Consider the following 16,578-nt stretch of genomic DNA (forward strand, 5'->3'; position numbering starts at 1 on the left):
CGGAGATGAACAAAAGGACGGCTACGGCTGTCCTGTGTGTGTGAGCTGCGCCGGTGGGCGCTATGATGCTGCCCAAATTTCGTCCAGATCGGAAAGAGCAGCCGCGTGCCGGTCGCCTGGACTTCAGCTCGTAGGCGCTCCTGGTACGTGCCTGGTTGCCCGTTACGTCCGAAGACAGACAAAAGGTCATTCATGGCCGCCAGGACGTGTGAGCTGCACTAGTGGCGCTATGGAGCTGCGCAAATCTCGTTCAGATCGGAAAGAGCAGCCACGTGCCGGTCGTCTCGACTTCAGCTTGTAGGCGCTCCTGGTACGTGCCTGGTTGCCCGTTACGTCTGAAGACAGACAAAAGGTCATTCATGGCCGCCAGGACGTGTGAGCTGCACTAGTGGCGCTATGGAGCTGCGGGAATCTCGTTCGGAACGGAGAGAGCAGCCACGTGCCGGACGCTCGTAGGCGCTCCTGGTACGTGCCTGGTTGCTCGATACGTCCGAAGATAGACAAAAGGATGCCACCCTCTTTGAGTGTGTGCTGCCGGGATCAGTGAAACAGCTTTCTACGTGCCGGTCACCTGTTGCATCCTCAGAGAGCTTCCACAGGCTTCAGGAACGCTTTAAATGCTGATTGATAGGGTAGGACTGATTGGATACATAAAAGGTATCCTGGGCTATTTCAGGCTGTTATAAAATGCTGTGAAAAACAGTATTAATTCCATTCACATTCAAAAGTGATTCATACTCAATTCAAATTGAATGTATTCATTCACAAGCGGGTCATAGCAACTCAGAAATAATTCAGATTGCATTCAAATTGAATGTAATCAATCTCTTTAGTGCATCTCTGAAGTAGCGGCAGCCATTTGGTTACTACTATTTTTATAACGCTTTAATCTCCGTTGGAATCTCTCTTCTTCACGTCTAGTTTCATCGGCACGTGCATCATCTTGATCCACTTCAAATTGCTTGTTAACAATAGTTGTCGCAAACCAACGAGGGAACACTTTAATCTTATCGTTAGATTTTGATCTTTTAACAAATTCCGCAAATGTTCGATCAATAGCGTCACAAGTGTAATTATTAATGTCTTGCTTCTGTGTTCGCATATACTCAACAATCTGTATTCCCATTTCATTTTTTATGTTGCATGTTGTTAGGTTTTGCAAGAAGGCTTCATGTCGGATAGTAGGAGCTTTTGTTTTGCTCACAAATATCAACATGTGGATAAGCGGATCGCGTCCGGTGTATACCTCTTCTTCTTCAAAGCTTAAAGATTGAAAACCTAAAGATAGATAATTACTGACTTGCTCATTTTGAGCAACCCGTTGCTCATTTTGAGCAACCCGTTGCTCATTTTGAGCAACCCCATACATATAGTATTGCTCATTTTGAGCAATACTATATGTTGTGTCTTCGTGCATTTCTTCAACCTTTTGCTGAGGTTCAGGAAGTGCATAACCTTCAAGAGAGAAACCTATTTTGTTCAGTTCAGTTTGTATGTAAGCCAGATTTACACGGTAATAATTAGTTACATAACGAGGATCGGGATTAGGGCGGCATTCCATAAACCCTTTATCCACAAGCGCTCTCATTTTTCTATCCACAGTTTGACGCGTGGAGAACATTACTTCTTCGGCCATTTCCTTTGCTGCTTTCCAAAACCAGCCGTTTTTCATCTGTTTTTTTAAACTAGCAATTTTTCTTTTGTCTCCAATTTTTTCATAGGCGCTGATCTCTGTTTGTATTTCTTGATCTGATTTGTTAACAAGCTCCTGCCAGAATATCATTTGGTTCAAAATTGCTGCTGAAACTGCATCACCTGTAAGACTTACAAACTCTTCTTTGATTACACAACGTTTAAGTTTTCTCGGCTGTTGTTCTGACATAAATAAAAAACCTCCGTTTTTGCCCATAAACTCCATAAAACAGGGTTAGGCAAAACAGAGGAATTTCTTTGCTATAGGGCTATTTTCATGGTATAATACCTTTATAAATGTAGCCAAATAGAAGAAATCCTCTATCAAGCTTTCGCCTGGGATGTTATAAACGGTTCTCTCGTCGCCAAACAAGTGACCGTTTATAGCATAGTGTGGAGCAGATAGGGGATTTTTTTTGTTTTAAATTACTTATTGAAATGTTATCTTTAGATAACTAGTAAATCTATTTTAACTTAACTAGCATTATAGCAAAAGATGGATACAAAGAAAATGACATTTTCTGATTGAACTGAGGTGGGAGTATTTTGGCAAGTCCCAAACTAAATTTAGCATTGAATAAAAATGCTGAAGAAATTATAGCTTTGGCTGCAAAGAAAATGGGAACAAGTAAACGTAATGCAATTTCATTAGCATTGGTAGATATTCTTAAAAACTCTTATGATAAACGTTTTATAGATTTGCTTGCTAACGAAACTACACTGTCTGTAGCTACTGCATCAACTATAAGCGAACAGATGCACACGATGCTTGAAGGAATTGAGAGGCACGGGTATTCAAGACGTGTATTTTTTGGTTTACTGATATCGGATTATTTTTTAAACAACCAAAATAAATTCATTGATCAAGACGATTCTGATGATATTGATGTTGGGAAAGGTAATCTTGAAATTACTATTGATCAAGCAAAGAAAGATGTAATCATGACTTATTGTCAAAAAAATTCCATGACAGTAAGTAGTCTTTTTTCCCATTATATTATGAACGAGGACATCAATATTGACTCTTTCGAAATAAGCAATAAGGCTCATTTGAACCTTATTTTTAGCAATAGCGTGAAGAAAGTCCTTGAAAATAAGGCAAAAAGCACCAATCGAACTTACAGGTTTTACTTAAATTTAGTCGCTGAACAAATAATTAGGAATATTTCCACATAGGGATTGCCTTTATTAAGGGCAATCCCTTCTTTACAAAACAAAATAAATCTGATAAATTCTAAATAGATTTAAACAGGAGGGATTATATGGTAAATAGGAGCTAATGTCAGTTAGGAGTATCGTCCAATACTCGTTTTTTGGGAAGTCTTGTAAAATTCCTATTAGAAGGGAAAATGCAAACACTAAGGGAGGAATACTTGATGTTCGAGTCGTTACAGGGGTTGTTCAATACATTGTTTGGTGATATCACCAAAACCTTCATCACACTATTTACAATCGGAATTTTGGTTTGTGGTTTGATGGCTGCATTTGGTGGAGAAGAGAATCAACCTAGATTCAAAAAAGGTTTGATCTCTTGCATTATCGGATTGATTGTATTTGTACTCGCAAAACAGATTGTGGACTATTTCCAAAGCAATCTTTAATTTAAGGGGCTGATTATGTGATTTTTGACAATCAGTCAGCAGTAGAGCGTAGAGACCGTTTAAGGGAGGAAGGGAAGATTGAACTTCCTCTCAATGTAGATACGAAAAAATACATCCTCTCCTTAATCAAGTACCGGGATATACTTATCTCTTTGCCATTAATGGCTATAGGATTTCTGGTGTTGTGGTATCTAGTTCATGCTGGCTACTCATTTAGCGCACAATTGCTTCTAATTTGTTTATCACCTTGGGGTACCTTCTTACTCATCCTCACCCTCCATCACCCGGATCGTAAGAACATCAACTTCTTTACACATCGGGTTATATGGAGAATCCAGTTCAATAGACGTCAAAAATTATTTGTCTATACGAAAGGTGATTTCATGAGCAGTAAACAAAAAAAGAATGCATCGAAAGATATACGGGAGCAGCTTGGCATAAAGAATGTGTACTCTGAATGCTATGAAACAACTGATAATCGGTTCGTGAAGGTCATTCGGGTATCCAGTGTTAACCTGTCGTTGCTAAATAAGAAAGAGAAAACGAAAATTTTTCAGGCTTATGAAACATTTTTGAATGATTTACCACGATCCATGCTACCTCTTCAGGTGAGCCAAATTGCTCAACCAATAAACCTTACAAATTATGGTCGTTATATTGATGATCAAACAGCCAAAGAGGAATCTTATCCAAAGGCAATTCTTGCTAAGAGCTATTTAAAATATGTTGACGATATTCAGAAGAGTAAAAACATGGTTTCACGGAATAGGTACGTGATAATGGCACGTCCATTTAATTCTATGAATCGCAAAAAGGTTCTTGATGAACTGGAACGAGACGTTAAGATCGTAAGCACTCAAATAGAAAATATGCTTGGTGGACGCTACGAGCTGAAAACGAAGGTCTTAGATAATGAAGAACTTTTTCACTTAATGTTTGCTTGCATCGATTACGAAAATGCACAAGTGAATTTCAGCTTTAAAACAGCTCTGTTCTCCCCGTTAACCGTGGGTGAACGGACTTACGAAGAAATGAGTGGAAGCTGGCAGCAGATGAAGACAGATCACATCATGTAAGGAAAAGGAGAGCGAACATGGGCATATTCTCCAAAAAGAAAAAGGAGACATTAGAGTCTTCTTATATCGGTTTTAATGAAAACATATTAAATATGTTATCACCGGATTCTATCGAAGAAGAAGAATCATTTGTACGTGCAGGTGCTAACTTTACACGTACTCTAGTTGCTGTCGAATACAGCGCTATATTGAACCAGGAACACATTATGAACCTCAATGACTTGTCTGAAAATATCAGCGTTGTGCAATTTTTGACGGAATATGATTCGGCTGAGGTTCGAAAGCAGTTGTCTGAAAGCATACGTCAGAACCGGCAAAAGGCTGATTCTAAGTATGTAAACGATGCTGGTAAAGCTGAAGCTGAAGCACAGATTGATAGTGCCCGTATGACGCTCAATCAGCTCAGTTACAAAAATGAACGGATGTACATGTTCCAATTGCTCATACACATTGTTGCAGCGGATAACAAACAACTGGATACACTAACGCAACTGGTTAAATCCGTTGTCGGGCCATTTGCAAAAACTGTAACGCCTATGACCAAGCTCAAAGATGCATTTGATAGCTTTCTTCCAATTGGTAATAACAAGGTCTATGACTTGACGTATCGGCCAATGAACGCCGAAGCAGTAAGCTTCTTTTTTCCATTTCATGAAAACGAAATTTTTGATCAACATGGAATTATTAAGGGACGTAACATAACAACCGGTAATGTCGTAATCGTAGATGATTCCAAGCTACACAATAAACATGAGTTTTTGATAGGGATGTCAGGAACCGGTAAATCAAGTACCCTTTTCGCGAACATGATGCGTAAATGGATGCTTGGCAACATCATCCGGACAATTGATCCCAAAGGAGAGTTCGGGGCGATTTATAAAAGTCTCGGCGGTGAGTGGGTTAAATTCTCTTTTAATGGTGGGAGCATAATTAACCCCTTCGACATACCGGCGATCAGTGTCGACGCACAAAAAGAAATGGAAAGACAGGGGATGTCTGAAGGAAATCCACTGCTTGCAAAAATAAGTACCCTGTTAACCATGTTTAAGCTTATGTATCCAGACATGAATGATCTTCAGGAAGATATACTTTCAAAATATCTCATAGAGTTGTACGAGAAATTCAACATCAACGAGCGAACAAACGTAGGGAAACTTAAAAAAACAGACTTTCCGATTATGCGTGATTTGTATGATTTCCTTGCAGAGAAGAAAGAAAAAGGAGAAGAAGAATTCACGAAAATTTCTGATTTCCACACTATTCTCTATGCGTATTCAGAAGGACTTTTTGCAAAAATCCTGAACGGTCATACGAACGTGGATATCACGAATCCATTGTGTGACTTTGATATTTTGGAGCTTCAGCACAAACCAAAGTTGCAACGTGTTGTGTACTTCCTGCTTTTATCTCATATCCAATATGAAGTGGTGAACGGTGATAAATCAGAATCACAACTTTATATTGACGAAGCTCATATCATTGCCGATCCAAAGGTTCCTCTGGCAATGGAATATTTGTACACAGCTATGAAAATGCTGCGATCCTTTAACTGCGGTATTACACCGGCCAGTCAATCTATCAAGGACTTTTTATCGGCTAGAGACGATCAGCGAAATTACGGAGAAGCCGTTATTAACCAGGCGACTCAAAGATTCTATCTCCCGATGGCTGATACTGAAGTTGACTTCTTAGAACGTGAAATGAACATGCAATTTTCGGAAGAAGAAAAGACGGCCATAACGGTTGTGGAAGGTCGTAAAGAAGAAGAAGCCGGTAAGGGGCTGTACTTTGTTGGTTCTAAAAAAATTAGGCTGCAAGTCGTACTAACAGACGTAGAGAAACAGCTATGGTTTGACCGGAAGCCTTTTAGTGAAGTGATCATGTAATGAACGATTTTTTAAAACAGGCTTTACTCTACAAAGCAAGGTACTACATTTTAATCATAGCACTTGTAGCAGGTATGGTAGCAATCATAGCGGCGATCATGGCCGCTATCGTGGATGATAACAGCGGCGGAAATGGACCTGGCGGATCGGGGCCTTTGCTCTGTACCCCTGGCGAATTAAACATGGAGTACATTGACAAAATGTTTGCTAATCTAGGGGTTTTTACCGGTAAACAAGACGTATTCATTGATGCTGCTACAAATAATAACATTGATCCAGTTCTGTTGATGTCCATTGCAATGCATGAAACCACATATGGGAAATCACCAGCCGTGAAAAAGAAAAATAATCCCGGTGGACTCATGAGACCCGATGGAGGTGGGCTTATGACATTCAGAACCTTGGATGAAGGCATTGAGTTCATGGCTGCCAATTTGTATAGACTTTATATTTCACAGGGCTTAGTCACCATTGAGCAAGTAGGTAACAAGTACGCTCCAGTCGGTGCGAAAAATGATCCTAATAATCTAAATGCCCACTGGATCCCAACCGTGACACGGATCGTTAATAGCTTTGGTGGCTTATCAGCAAACTGCGAATATGTTTCTTCCGGAGACTATGCATATCCTGTTACCCCTCCTTTAGTGGTTACATCACATTATGGAATGAGGACGCATCCAGTAACGGGTAAACCATCCACAATGCATAAGGGTACGGACTTAGCGTGCAGTATCGGTGATCCAATTTATGCAGTAGATAACGGGACTATAGCGGTTGCTGTGAAATCAGGCGGTGGTAATTACGGCCATCATATTATCATAAATCACGGGAACAGGTTTACCTTATACGGCCATATGACGGTTGTATCGGTTAGTGTTAACCAAAATGTAACCAAAGGCGAACAGATAGGCACTTGCGGAAAGACCGGGCGTGTGACGGGGCCACATTTACACTTTGAAATTCAGACAGGTGAGATATACGGTACAAGAGAAGATCCTTGGCCTTTCCTCCAAAGTATCGGGAGGAGCGAGGACGAGTCTTATCCGGACGAAGGAGCTGACGACTCTGTGGGCAGAGGGGATGAATAAAAATGAAAAAAGGTTGGATAATGCTCCTTTTAGGTGTTGGTCTTGCATTGTCTCTCGGATGGGGATTTAACCAATACACAGCGCTGCACAAGGCTCGGCAGACCATTGCAGGATACCAAGATGTTGAAGCCCTCAATCAGCGCTCTGAAGACTTTGTACGTGCGTATGCACAGGGGAAGCATCAAGAGTATTTATCGAAGGCTGCTGCCAATCGTTTTGCTAGAGAAGATAATCGGGAAAAAGATCATGAAGACGTACACATGACCGAAGATACTGGGCTAAAGAATGTTGATATAAAACAGTTGTACACGAAAAAGGTTAAGGATCGAGACGATCAGGCCGAATCTTATGCAACGCTTCGTCTGCAGTATGAATTAGGTGGATCGAACAGCCCAGCTGATGATTATATCCAAACCTTCTCGGTTCATTCGGTTTGGATCCGGGAGAATGAGCAATGGAAGGTGAATGACGTGGACATCATCCTTACGGGTGATACCAGTGACGACGAGTTAAAACGCCAAGCACAAGAGGCTTTAGAAAATGCTACGAGGGCGAGGGATGGGGAATGAGACTATCTCCAAGCCAAAGAGCAAAATTGCTGAAGCTATCCCGTAATACGTTGGCTGGCCTAGATAAGCTATTCAAGCTACTGTCCAAAATTTATGAGCAGCCAATAGAAAAAGCAAAGCGTGAATTTTATTTAGAGTACAAAACTGAAATGACAGAGGATGAGATCAGAGAGTTAAGGTATCGGATCACATTAAAGTGGAGTGTTGCTGTTTTTGTTGTCCTGTTTCTCATTTTCTTTATTGGGAGGTCTGGAGGACAATGAAAATAGCAAAATGGTTAGCAAGTTTCATTATTCTCCTTACGTTATTAATAACGATTTCCCCGGCAGTCAGTTATGCCGATGAAGGAGATTACTATAATGAGCACCAACCCTTTTTTGAAAACGCACCAGAGAGCTATGTAGACTTTATTAAAAAATATGATCCGGTTGAACGTACAGTAAGCTGTGGTCGATTCGACGTATCATGCCATGTCTATAAAATCGCTTTGGATTCTGGAGTTTCAGCCATGGATTTCATTAAAGATCTAATGAAAAAAACGGTCATATCTCCAACAGATGTGATCGGAAATCCATCGTATGAAGCGTATAAAGATGGTATTTTTGCATTATCCAAGATTGTATTAGCCATATTTATTGCCTTTAATGCTGCGAAGATTGTGAGTTTACGGATGGGTGATGCGGAGGACAGCGCAACCGTCTGGAATGAAAAAATAGTGTCGATTGTAGTTAGTGCATTTTTTCTCTTCGTCTACGACTCGATCATTGAATGGATTTTGCACGCGCAGGAGCTGCTAATGCATGAGATTATCGACACGATCAGCAGTCAAAATATGATATTGAACATGATTACCAATATTTTGATGGGGCCAGGACTGTTTTCAATTATCGTCATTTTAATCATCGGTATTCTGCTTATTGTTTTAATGCTTCAACTCTTTTATCGCACTGCATTTGTAGCTATTTTGTATATTGCAGGGCCCATTGCCATTGCAACCAAAATAAATGATACGTACAACTTCTTTGATTTTTGGCTCAAAAATTTCATTATTGCTTTCGTCACGTTAGCATTACAACTTATTGCTATAGCGGTCGGATTAAATCAATTCCTCATACCACCTTCTTACTTTGGGGATACCTATCACCTATTTATGGGTGCAGCATTTTTTATCCTCTCGTTGACTCTTCCGGGCATATTAGGACAATGGGGATTTAGTACTGGATCGGCTAGATCTGTGGCTTCAGGTGCTAAGTCGGCGGTTAAAATGATGGTTATGAAACGTAGATAAAAGGAGTGATTCAGGGTGAAAAAACTTATTTTTTTAGCAGCTGCCTTCATAATCGTTTTGTCGGCGTGCAGCAAGGATGATTCACCAGCACCTGTAAGTAATCCTATAGGTGGTGGTGAACAAGTTCAGGAACCGGTGCAGCAGCAGGAACCGAAAAGGGAAGCTGTCTTTAAGAATGAAGATATTGACCAGGCTAAAAAAATGGCACAGCAATATGTTGCTACACTTACTGGATTTCATGGACGTACAGTGTTTTCTACAGCAGATGTAGATGGTTTACAAAAAGAAATGTCGGAGAAAATTAAATCTACCATATCTATTCATGAACAATCACGCATCTATCCAGAGAGTGGGACAAGTAGCAATGATGATCACAAGATGGAGCTGAGTGCTTCACGTTTTGGCTTGCTTTTAGAAGAAGCACAAGAAGTTTATTATCCCAACCTTAATGTCAGTGAGCTAATTATACCAATGACTTATGTTATACCCGGAAAATACGCAAGCGGTGATCCTAAAACATACAAACTTCATTTCGTTAAAAATAATGATAATCAGGTACAGCTTATCTATGATGGTTTTTTTGTAGGCGGTACTAATTTGGAAAAAAAAGATCAAGATGAAGTAGATCCGTATAATTCTGAAAAATTGAAAGAAGATCTTCAAATCCAATGAAAGGAGTGAATGATAGTATGCAATCTACAGTTAATAAATATGGTGAAATTGAAGTAGTTGGTAATGAAGTTCACTATAGCATACCGCTTTCATATACCGATTTTGATAGCCTGGATGAATTAGAAACTGTCTATAAGCAAAAGGGAATATCGTTGGCAGCCTTCAAAAATTATCTTTTTGCTCATGATATAACACTTGTGACTAACCGCCTGGTGTTCACTTACTTTTTAGAAGACATGAAATCTTTTTTCTACTTGCGACAATTGTATTTCGAGGATCAAATTTACTATTTCCGGTCTTTTATTGAATTAGCTAAAAATAATCCTAATACAGCGATTTTGTGGGATAAAAATAATCTTTTTGTAGATCTGACAGATAGCAAAATTAAGGCTCTGGTCTTTGAATTTGATGGTCATAGGCTTTACAGCACCCCTCCTACGTTGGATGGACTGAAAGAAGTAATTTTGTTATCCTTAACTACACTTTATAGGGTTTTGGGCAAGCCGCGGCTAATTGATTTTATAGACCAAAGGGATAAAGTAATCAGGTTTGCAGAACAAGTGCTTAGGGCCTCTTCAGTCCAAGAAGTTGAACGGGTGTTGGAAGAAACCATTGTAAACGTGGAACGCCAGGAAGAGATTCGCCGCGAGTATGAGGAAAACCTAAAGCAAATGAAATTTTTTGAAAGACGCAAGGAAATTCGAAAAGCCAAGGCTAACGGAAAGTTAACGGCTGCAACTTCATCTGAATTTGTGGAGAAGCCGAACCGCGGATTACGATCCAAAAATGATCTTGCTCTTGCTCGACCTGTCAAGAAGAAAGGCGATCAGGAAGAAAAACAAGGCTTCTTCAGTTCCAAGTATTTTTACTTGGGATCGGTAGGTGTAGCTGCCGTAATTCTTTTAGCGAATACACTCACACCGCCTAATCCGGACGCGAATGCAGCATCTTCAGAAAACGCCGAGGTGCTGCAGACGCAAGAGAAGCCAGCGCTGAACTCAGATCAGGTGGCCGATGTTTACCGCAAAGTCATGAATGGCGAAAACGAAGCAGCTCTAAAGATATTGGAAACAGTCGGATATGAGAACCTGGCTGAAGCCGAAAAGAAACAAATGGTGCTATTATATGAAAAAGAAGGGTTTTATGAAGAGCTCCTACAGCTTGACCCGACCCAATCCGATACAGTGGTCATGAAAATGATTGAGAACAAAGAAACGGCCAAACTAAAGGAACTACAGATACAATACCCTGATGCTGCATCGATTAATTATGAGGTTGCCTATATGACAGCTAAATATGATACTGTAATCGGCCTAGCGAAGGATATTGATATGACAGATGGTGAGCTTGCGGACAGAAGAAAAAACCAGCTTCTGGTTTCTTATCTCTGGTCAGGATTGATTCAAGAAGCTACTCAATTAGCCGGGGATGATCCCGAAATGAAAGAGAAAGTGACTCAGTTCAAATCCAGCAACCGACGAATCAAGGAACTCACTAATAAAATCAATGTTGCTCAAAATAAAAATGATGATAAGCAAGTGAAGGAGCTGAAACAGAAGATTGAACAGATTAAAGCAAACGTAAATAGAATCTAACTTGGGCAGGGGGAGGATGGTTTGCAAAAGAAGAAATATATCCGGAGTCTTGACGAGATAGGAAGATTTGTCCTTCCAAAGCAAATTCGTAAAGAACTGCATTTAGGGGAGAAACAGATGCTTGAAGTATTCAGTGATGGTGAGAGGATCATCATTGAAAAGTACGACAACCTGGAACCCTGTATAGTGACAGGAGAATCCACAAAAGCGAATCACACCTTTTCATTTGGTAACGGCACAGTAACGTTAAGCCCTGAAGGGCTGGAAAAATTGATTGAAGAATTAAGTGAATATAAAAAGTCACATGAGGATTGAAGGAAGGCAGCCCTTTAGGGTTGTCTTTTTTTATTGATCTGTTCAACCCAACGGAACGAATAAGCGGGGAGCCAAGAGGCTCTCTTTTTATTACCCTTCAACCGATAAATATACTGAACACATTGAGGGGGAATTTACAACATGAAAACCAAACCGACTAAAAATCAGAGAAGTATGAGGAAGAGAAGTAGTAAGGTAGTAGCAATGGTTGCAACAGTGGCCGCACTTAGTATATTACTTTCTGGATGCGGTGGTGGGGACGACATTACTTTTGAATTCAAAGTACAGGAAAAGTACTCAGGACAGTTTAACTCAGAAGAGGCTGCCAGGCTACTTGACTACGTGACAATGGCGACTGAGGTTGTAAATGAAGGGTATGACACGCTTGAGATAACGGAGGCAGAAGAGACTCTAGTAAACAGTGAGACAATTGACTATTTCACAAAATCAGATGGAACTGTAAGTACAGAAGTGGCCAAAACTATGCTAAATCTTAAGATAAATGTAGTAACCACAAAATGGGCTAAAGCTAAATATGCCGCAGCCAAACTTGATGAGGAGATGGGGATCGATTCGGAATACGAGGAGTACCTTAACGAAGAACTTGTCCTTGAAAACAAGGAAGATGCACGAGAGGCCCTTTTAGCCTTTAAAGAATATGTAAAATAACGACAAAGAGACCATCAGGAGGGAGTCAAAACAAGTGCAACGTACTACTAGATCAACAGTTAATCAACCTAACAAGACACCCCTCTCCCAAACTAACAGGAAGACTGTCAATCAAGCAGGGAGATCGAGTAGCCAATCGAACACTGGAAATGATGTTAATTCCGTTACTTGTCGCAAATGCAAGTCACAGCAAATTGTAGCCAATAAACGGGGTTACAGTTTTTCAAACATGTTCAAAACACTTGGGTGGATGGGATTACTGCCACTCATATTAGTGATAGTCGGTACGGTTGGGGCTTATCTTTTTATGCAGAATGCGAGTGGTGGAAGTGGTATAGGAGGAGAGACTGATGTTTTTATTTTCATCGGCATTATTTGTTGGATATCAATTAGCTTGTCCTTGCCTGTAAGTATCTTAGTCGGGTTCGTTGGGAGAAGTGAAATTGTTAACGGCTGTATGAACTGTGGCTTCAAATGGAGACCTTCCAAGCAAAAGTAAAATGTGGCGGGGCATATTTTACTGTCCCCCGCACTATAGCTTCAAAACTTGTTGGATCACTGTCAAATTACCGATAACTTTTGGTGCAGTGTAGGTGAACCTGTCGATTATACAATGTGAGAGCGACTTATTGTGGTGTACAGAATGAGTAAGCGAGTACTACAAGATCTATCTATTGTGAAATATTCATATAGTGCATAATTCAAAATAGTAGTATATATCGTATTTTTTTTACGTTTTCTCTTATGCATACAACCCACGTGTCTATATGAAAAAAGATTTTATGCCTCAAAACACGTATTAACTCTGATTCAGTTGTCGAATTAACTGACTCACCCGACCTTGGCTTACACCAAGAAGAACAGCCCACTGTTTTTGAGAGGAGTGGGGGTGATCTTTCATAATCTTAGCAAGTTTATGCGCTGTATCCCTACTTCGGGTCTTTCTCATTTCAACAAGAGCAGGCTTGGACACAGTTTCTGTATCATGAATAACATCCATTGGTTGCTCCCATTCGTGTTCCACACCATTATTCGAAGCGTCTTTTGTACAGGAACTGCAAATGAAATACTCTTTAAAATAGGTAAGCTGCTCGGTTGAGAAACAAAACATGCATTCGTATGTTCTGTATTTTCTTATAATCAGGCGTGAATCATCTGCAAAATATTCAACGGGATCACCAAGCTCGATCTCCAGGCTACGACGCAATTCAATAGGGAGTACAATACGTCCAAGCCCATCTACTTTCCGTACCATTCCCACATTCTTACCTTTGTCCATCAGTTGGCTCCTCTCCTATATTTTACCTCATTGTATCATATCACTTATCACTGATATCACATTCTTCTTCTAAGTTCCCCTACTGCCAGAGCAGCCCAAAGATAGTTTCGGAACACCTTCAAGTGAACTAGTTGACGATCTCCAGCCAAAAGTAGTGTGCACTCATTAATTAAGACCCGATACCTTGGTCATGATCATGCTTGTCACCTTCTGTCTATAATATATAAAGGACGAGCCTGAGCTCGTCCATTCAAAATATAGCTTATTGTGTTTGCTTTACACGATAAAGGATGGTGGCCACCTCAGCTCTGGTAACCGGTTGCTTCGGTAGGAATTGACCAGCTGCATTCGCTGACATAAATCCCCGAGTGATGATGTCTGTCAGAACGGATGCTTTGTGGTAATCAAAGTCTGCCCAGAAGATATATACGCCGTTCTTGTATTCGTCAGCGATTAAAACCGGTGTCCAGTCGCTATCGGAGAACTTTCCGTTTGCACTGCCCACGCTCTTCTTGACGTCCTTGATTGCACTGACAGTCTTGGTCATCTCCGCATCAGAATACCTTTTCGTAGCTGGGTATGCTTCGCTCAGAAGCATCATAACTTCCCAGCGGTTGAGCCCTTTGTTCGGATCGGTAGCCAAATAGGTGGGGTTGATATTGTAAGTGGAGCCTGGCTTGATACGTTCCAGTAGGATGGCCAGTTCTTTCTTGGTTACGTTCTTGCTTGGTTTGAACGTTCCGTCTTGATAACCTTGGATGATGCCTTGATCTGTCATGTCACTGATGGCGGCGGTTGCCCAGGAATACTTCTCTGGAGACACGTCTTCAAAAGACGCTGCAGAAGCAGAGAGAGTGGGTAACAGCAGAGCTCCAGACAGGATAAGTGCGGATATTTTTTTCATTGTAAGTCGCCTCCTCGAATTGCATACACTATTATTTATCGGTCATCAGCACAAAAAAAAGAGAGCTTTTCAGCTCTCAAGTCATGATGGGCACTCAATCTTACATACGTTAATGCTTATTGATAGTGTTTTTGGAGGTTCCTGTAATAGGCAGCCTTCTTTTTTTTCGAACCTTCATGTTTTTTGAATTTGCGAACTGGATAATTTCTTGAGCTAACTGTGTGCCGAAGTCATTACTTTTGGTCTTCATATTAATCACCTCTATCAATATCATGGCCAGAGCTCCGAAGCTACATACATGTTAGTCATAGATCCTTTTTGTGAACATAAAATAGAAATAACCCAGCAACTAGTAAACAATGTTGCAGGGATAACCTAGCGGAGGGGATCAAAATGACCGTTGAGGGAAGGAAAACCAGAAATGATAAAAAGAGAGCTATAGGCGCGCCTTTAACCAAAACTCAACATGAAAAAATAGTTGAGCTGAGCTACCTATGTGATCTCCCCATGAAAACGATCGGGGAAGCTCTAATTGTAAGCGGATTTGAGAAGGATGAAGTGATTAATGCCTTTCAAATTCACTTTCGGCGTAATTTAACATATAAAAAAAACCGATTTATTATTGGCAACCTAGATAATGAACCCTATGCCTTACTTAAGAATCAAGCAAAGCGCTTATCAGTACGACTGAGATCCAATGACTATGAGCGGATATCTGAACTAGCCTATGCAATGGACGTTTCGGTACAGGGAGCTGCAGCATCGATCATAGCCGAAGTACTTAAACAACAACAAGGTAAGGTTATGTATGACATTATGGCTCAGCTGATCAAGAGTAACTTGGATGAAACGACAACAGAACAGGTACGGAGATTAGCAAGCCACATCGATGCGAAAAGTCCACACGACTATGTTACCGTGAATATGGTTCTTGGCTATGCACTTGAGAAAGCGATTGAAGAACAGAAGAAGGTAAGACTGGTGTTAGATGGATGGAGAAAAAGCTTGAAAATATAAAGGTCGGCTTGAGATAAATGCTGGATCTCAAAGTCGACCGAATAGGTTTTTTTCACACGCTGATTATTGAGAATGGTGATATTGTTTTTGAAAACTCTGCGACTATAACTTAATCAGTTTTTCTTAAAAACCGTGGTTGATTAGACATAACATGACCAGATGGCATGATAATTGTATATAATGGAAGGATGTTATTGGACATCAATCCAATTGCATGCAACGTATTAGTTTCGTCTGCATCATAATCAGCCTTTTCTACATAGGTGTATAGGATGAAACCTTGATCTTCATAAGGTTTGACCCGAAAGTACCAGTTATTGTTCTTTCGTACTCTGTCCCTGGCTTCCGAATTATTTCCGTAGTTCCGTCTCTGTTGTATGTAATTCGCTCTATCACTTCTTCTGGGTTCTCTGGTTCGAAGTATTCCCAAGTTCCATATATATCGCTTTGTTCAATTTTCTCGCCTTGGTTTGTCTCTTCCTCAAACTGGCTTGGATCAGGATCAGGTAACCATTCCGCATCTCCATCATTTTCTTCGTGGATATCTTCAAAGACGTTGGTCGCTTCCGTTTCTCCCTCTATTAAGGATATTGCCTTAGATGAAGGCGCTGTGTCTCCTGTAGCATATTGTATTTCTGGATCCGATTGAATCATGTATACGATAAACGCTCCTGATAAAACTACCGCGCTGATAGCAAACATGATTACTAATAACTTAAAAACTTTCATGATGTAGTCGCTCCTCAATGTACCTGCCCTTTGTGGAAAATTATAAATACTGATGCCTAACGTAACTGTGTTTCTTGGTGAGAGTGTCAGTTTCATATAACCCGGGGTAGTACCAGCGAAGCTGACACCACCCGCAAAGTATATGGGCAAATATGTAAATCAGTAATTCTAGGATCTTATTTCCCTCGATCCTTTACC

The 16,578-nt window shown here is 40.5% G+C and carries 17 protein-coding genes; 13 read left to right on the forward strand and 4 right to left on the reverse strand.

What is annotated here, in order from left to right; all coding sequences use genetic code 11:
* The coding region (locus BM415_RS25295) for a hypothetical protein (protein ID WP_170862607.1) at nucleotides 1–301 on the forward strand (301 nt) is incomplete at its 5' end.
* Between the two features lie 528 nt (nucleotides 302–829).
* On the opposite strand, the gene BM415_RS24210 is transcribed toward BM415_RS25295, so the two are convergent.
* Nucleotides 830–1,882, reverse strand: a complete 1,053-nt coding sequence (locus BM415_RS24210; protein ID WP_091161920.1) for a hypothetical protein — start codon at nucleotides 1,880–1,882, stop codon at nucleotides 830–832.
* Nucleotides 1,883–2,238: 356 nt separating this feature from the next.
* Between BM415_RS24210 and BM415_RS24215 the strand changes: the two genes are divergently transcribed.
* From BM415_RS24215 to BM415_RS24270, 11 genes are all read left to right on the forward strand, one after another.
* The gene (locus BM415_RS24215; RefSeq protein ID WP_091161921.1) at nucleotides 2,239–2,868 is read left to right on the forward strand and encodes a hypothetical protein; all 630 of its coding nucleotides are present in this window, start codon (nucleotides 2,239–2,241) and stop codon (nucleotides 2,866–2,868) included.
* Nucleotides 2,869–3,068: 200 nt separating this feature from the next.
* Nucleotides 3,069–3,293 (forward strand): TrbC/VirB2 family protein, encoded by a 225-nt coding sequence (locus tag BM415_RS24220; RefSeq protein WP_063568337.1) that lies wholly within the window; start codon nucleotides 3,069–3,071, stop codon nucleotides 3,291–3,293.
* Nucleotides 3,294–3,310: 17 nt separating this feature from the next.
* Nucleotides 3,311–4,369, forward strand: coding sequence for a hypothetical protein (locus tag BM415_RS24225; RefSeq protein ID WP_091161923.1), 1,059 nt, complete (start codon nucleotides 3,311–3,313; stop codon nucleotides 4,367–4,369).
* A gap of 17 nt (nucleotides 4,370–4,386) precedes the next feature.
* Nucleotides 4,387–6,255, forward strand: a complete 1,869-nt coding sequence (locus BM415_RS24230) for a VirB4 family type IV secretion system protein (RefSeq protein WP_091161925.1) — start codon at nucleotides 4,387–4,389, stop codon at nucleotides 6,253–6,255.
* Nucleotides 6,256–6,329: 74 nt separating this feature from the next.
* A complete protein-coding gene (locus tag BM415_RS24235; protein ID WP_244533729.1) occupies nucleotides 6,330–7,343 on the forward strand; it encodes a M23 family metallopeptidase in 1,014 nt (337 codons plus the stop codon).
* 2 nt (nucleotides 7,344–7,345) lie between these two features.
* Entirely contained in the window at nucleotides 7,346–7,912 is a 567-nt protein-coding gene (locus BM415_RS24240) for a hypothetical protein (RefSeq protein ID WP_091161928.1), read from the forward strand.
* 259 nt (nucleotides 7,913–8,171) lie between these two features.
* Nucleotides 8,172–9,200 carry a conjugal transfer protein TrbL family protein gene (locus tag BM415_RS24250; protein ID WP_091161929.1) on the forward strand — a complete coding sequence of 343 codons (1,029 nt, stop codon included), beginning with the start codon at nucleotides 8,172–8,174 and terminating at the stop codon, nucleotides 9,198–9,200.
* Nucleotides 9,201–9,215: 15 nt separating this feature from the next.
* Entirely contained in the window at nucleotides 9,216–9,872 is a 657-nt protein-coding gene (locus tag BM415_RS24255; RefSeq protein ID WP_091161931.1) for a hypothetical protein, read from the forward strand.
* 17 nt (nucleotides 9,873–9,889) lie between these two features.
* Entirely contained in the window at nucleotides 9,890–11,467 is a 1,578-nt protein-coding gene (locus BM415_RS24260; protein WP_139237062.1) for a hypothetical protein, read from the forward strand.
* A gap of 21 nt (nucleotides 11,468–11,488) precedes the next feature.
* A complete protein-coding gene (locus BM415_RS24265; protein WP_091161935.1) occupies nucleotides 11,489–11,782 on the forward strand; it encodes an AbrB/MazE/SpoVT family DNA-binding domain-containing protein in 294 nt (97 codons plus the stop codon).
* Nucleotides 11,783–11,923: 141 nt separating this feature from the next.
* Nucleotides 11,924–12,451: a hypothetical protein gene (locus tag BM415_RS24270; RefSeq protein WP_091161937.1), complete on the forward strand. Its 528-nt coding sequence runs from the start codon at nucleotides 11,924–11,926 to the stop codon at nucleotides 12,449–12,451.
* A gap of 799 nt (nucleotides 12,452–13,250) precedes the next feature.
* Here the strand turns inward: BM415_RS24270 and BM415_RS24280 are convergent.
* Together BM415_RS24280 and BM415_RS24285 are read right to left on the reverse strand one after the other, a co-directional pair.
* The gene (locus tag BM415_RS24280; protein WP_091161938.1) at nucleotides 13,251–13,730 is read right to left on the reverse strand and encodes an AbrB/MazE/SpoVT family DNA-binding domain-containing protein; all 480 of its coding nucleotides are present in this window, start codon (nucleotides 13,728–13,730) and stop codon (nucleotides 13,251–13,253) included.
* A 262-nt stretch (nucleotides 13,731–13,992) separates the two neighbouring features.
* Nucleotides 13,993–14,634, reverse strand: a complete 642-nt coding sequence (locus BM415_RS24285; protein ID WP_091161945.1) for an S-layer homology domain-containing protein — start codon at nucleotides 14,632–14,634, stop codon at nucleotides 13,993–13,995.
* Nucleotides 14,635–15,141: 507 nt separating this feature from the next.
* On the opposite strand from BM415_RS24285, the gene BM415_RS24290 reads away from it, so the two are divergent.
* Nucleotides 15,142–15,651: a hypothetical protein gene (locus tag BM415_RS24290; RefSeq protein WP_139237063.1), complete on the forward strand. Its 510-nt coding sequence runs from the start codon at nucleotides 15,142–15,144 to the stop codon at nucleotides 15,649–15,651.
* Between the two features lie 255 nt (nucleotides 15,652–15,906).
* Here BM415_RS24290 and BM415_RS24295 read toward each other — a convergent pair whose 3' ends face one another.
* Complete coding sequence (locus BM415_RS24295) at nucleotides 15,907–16,380, reverse strand: hypothetical protein (protein ID WP_091161941.1); 474 nt, start codon at nucleotides 16,378–16,380, stop codon at nucleotides 15,907–15,909.
* Between the last annotated feature and the right edge of the window lie 198 nt (nucleotides 16,381–16,578).

Origin of the sequence: Paenibacillus sp. 453mf, assembly GCF_900116105.1 — a bacterium.
Taxonomy (GTDB): domain Bacteria; phylum Bacillota; class Bacilli; order Paenibacillales; family Paenibacillaceae; genus Paenibacillus; species Paenibacillus provencensis.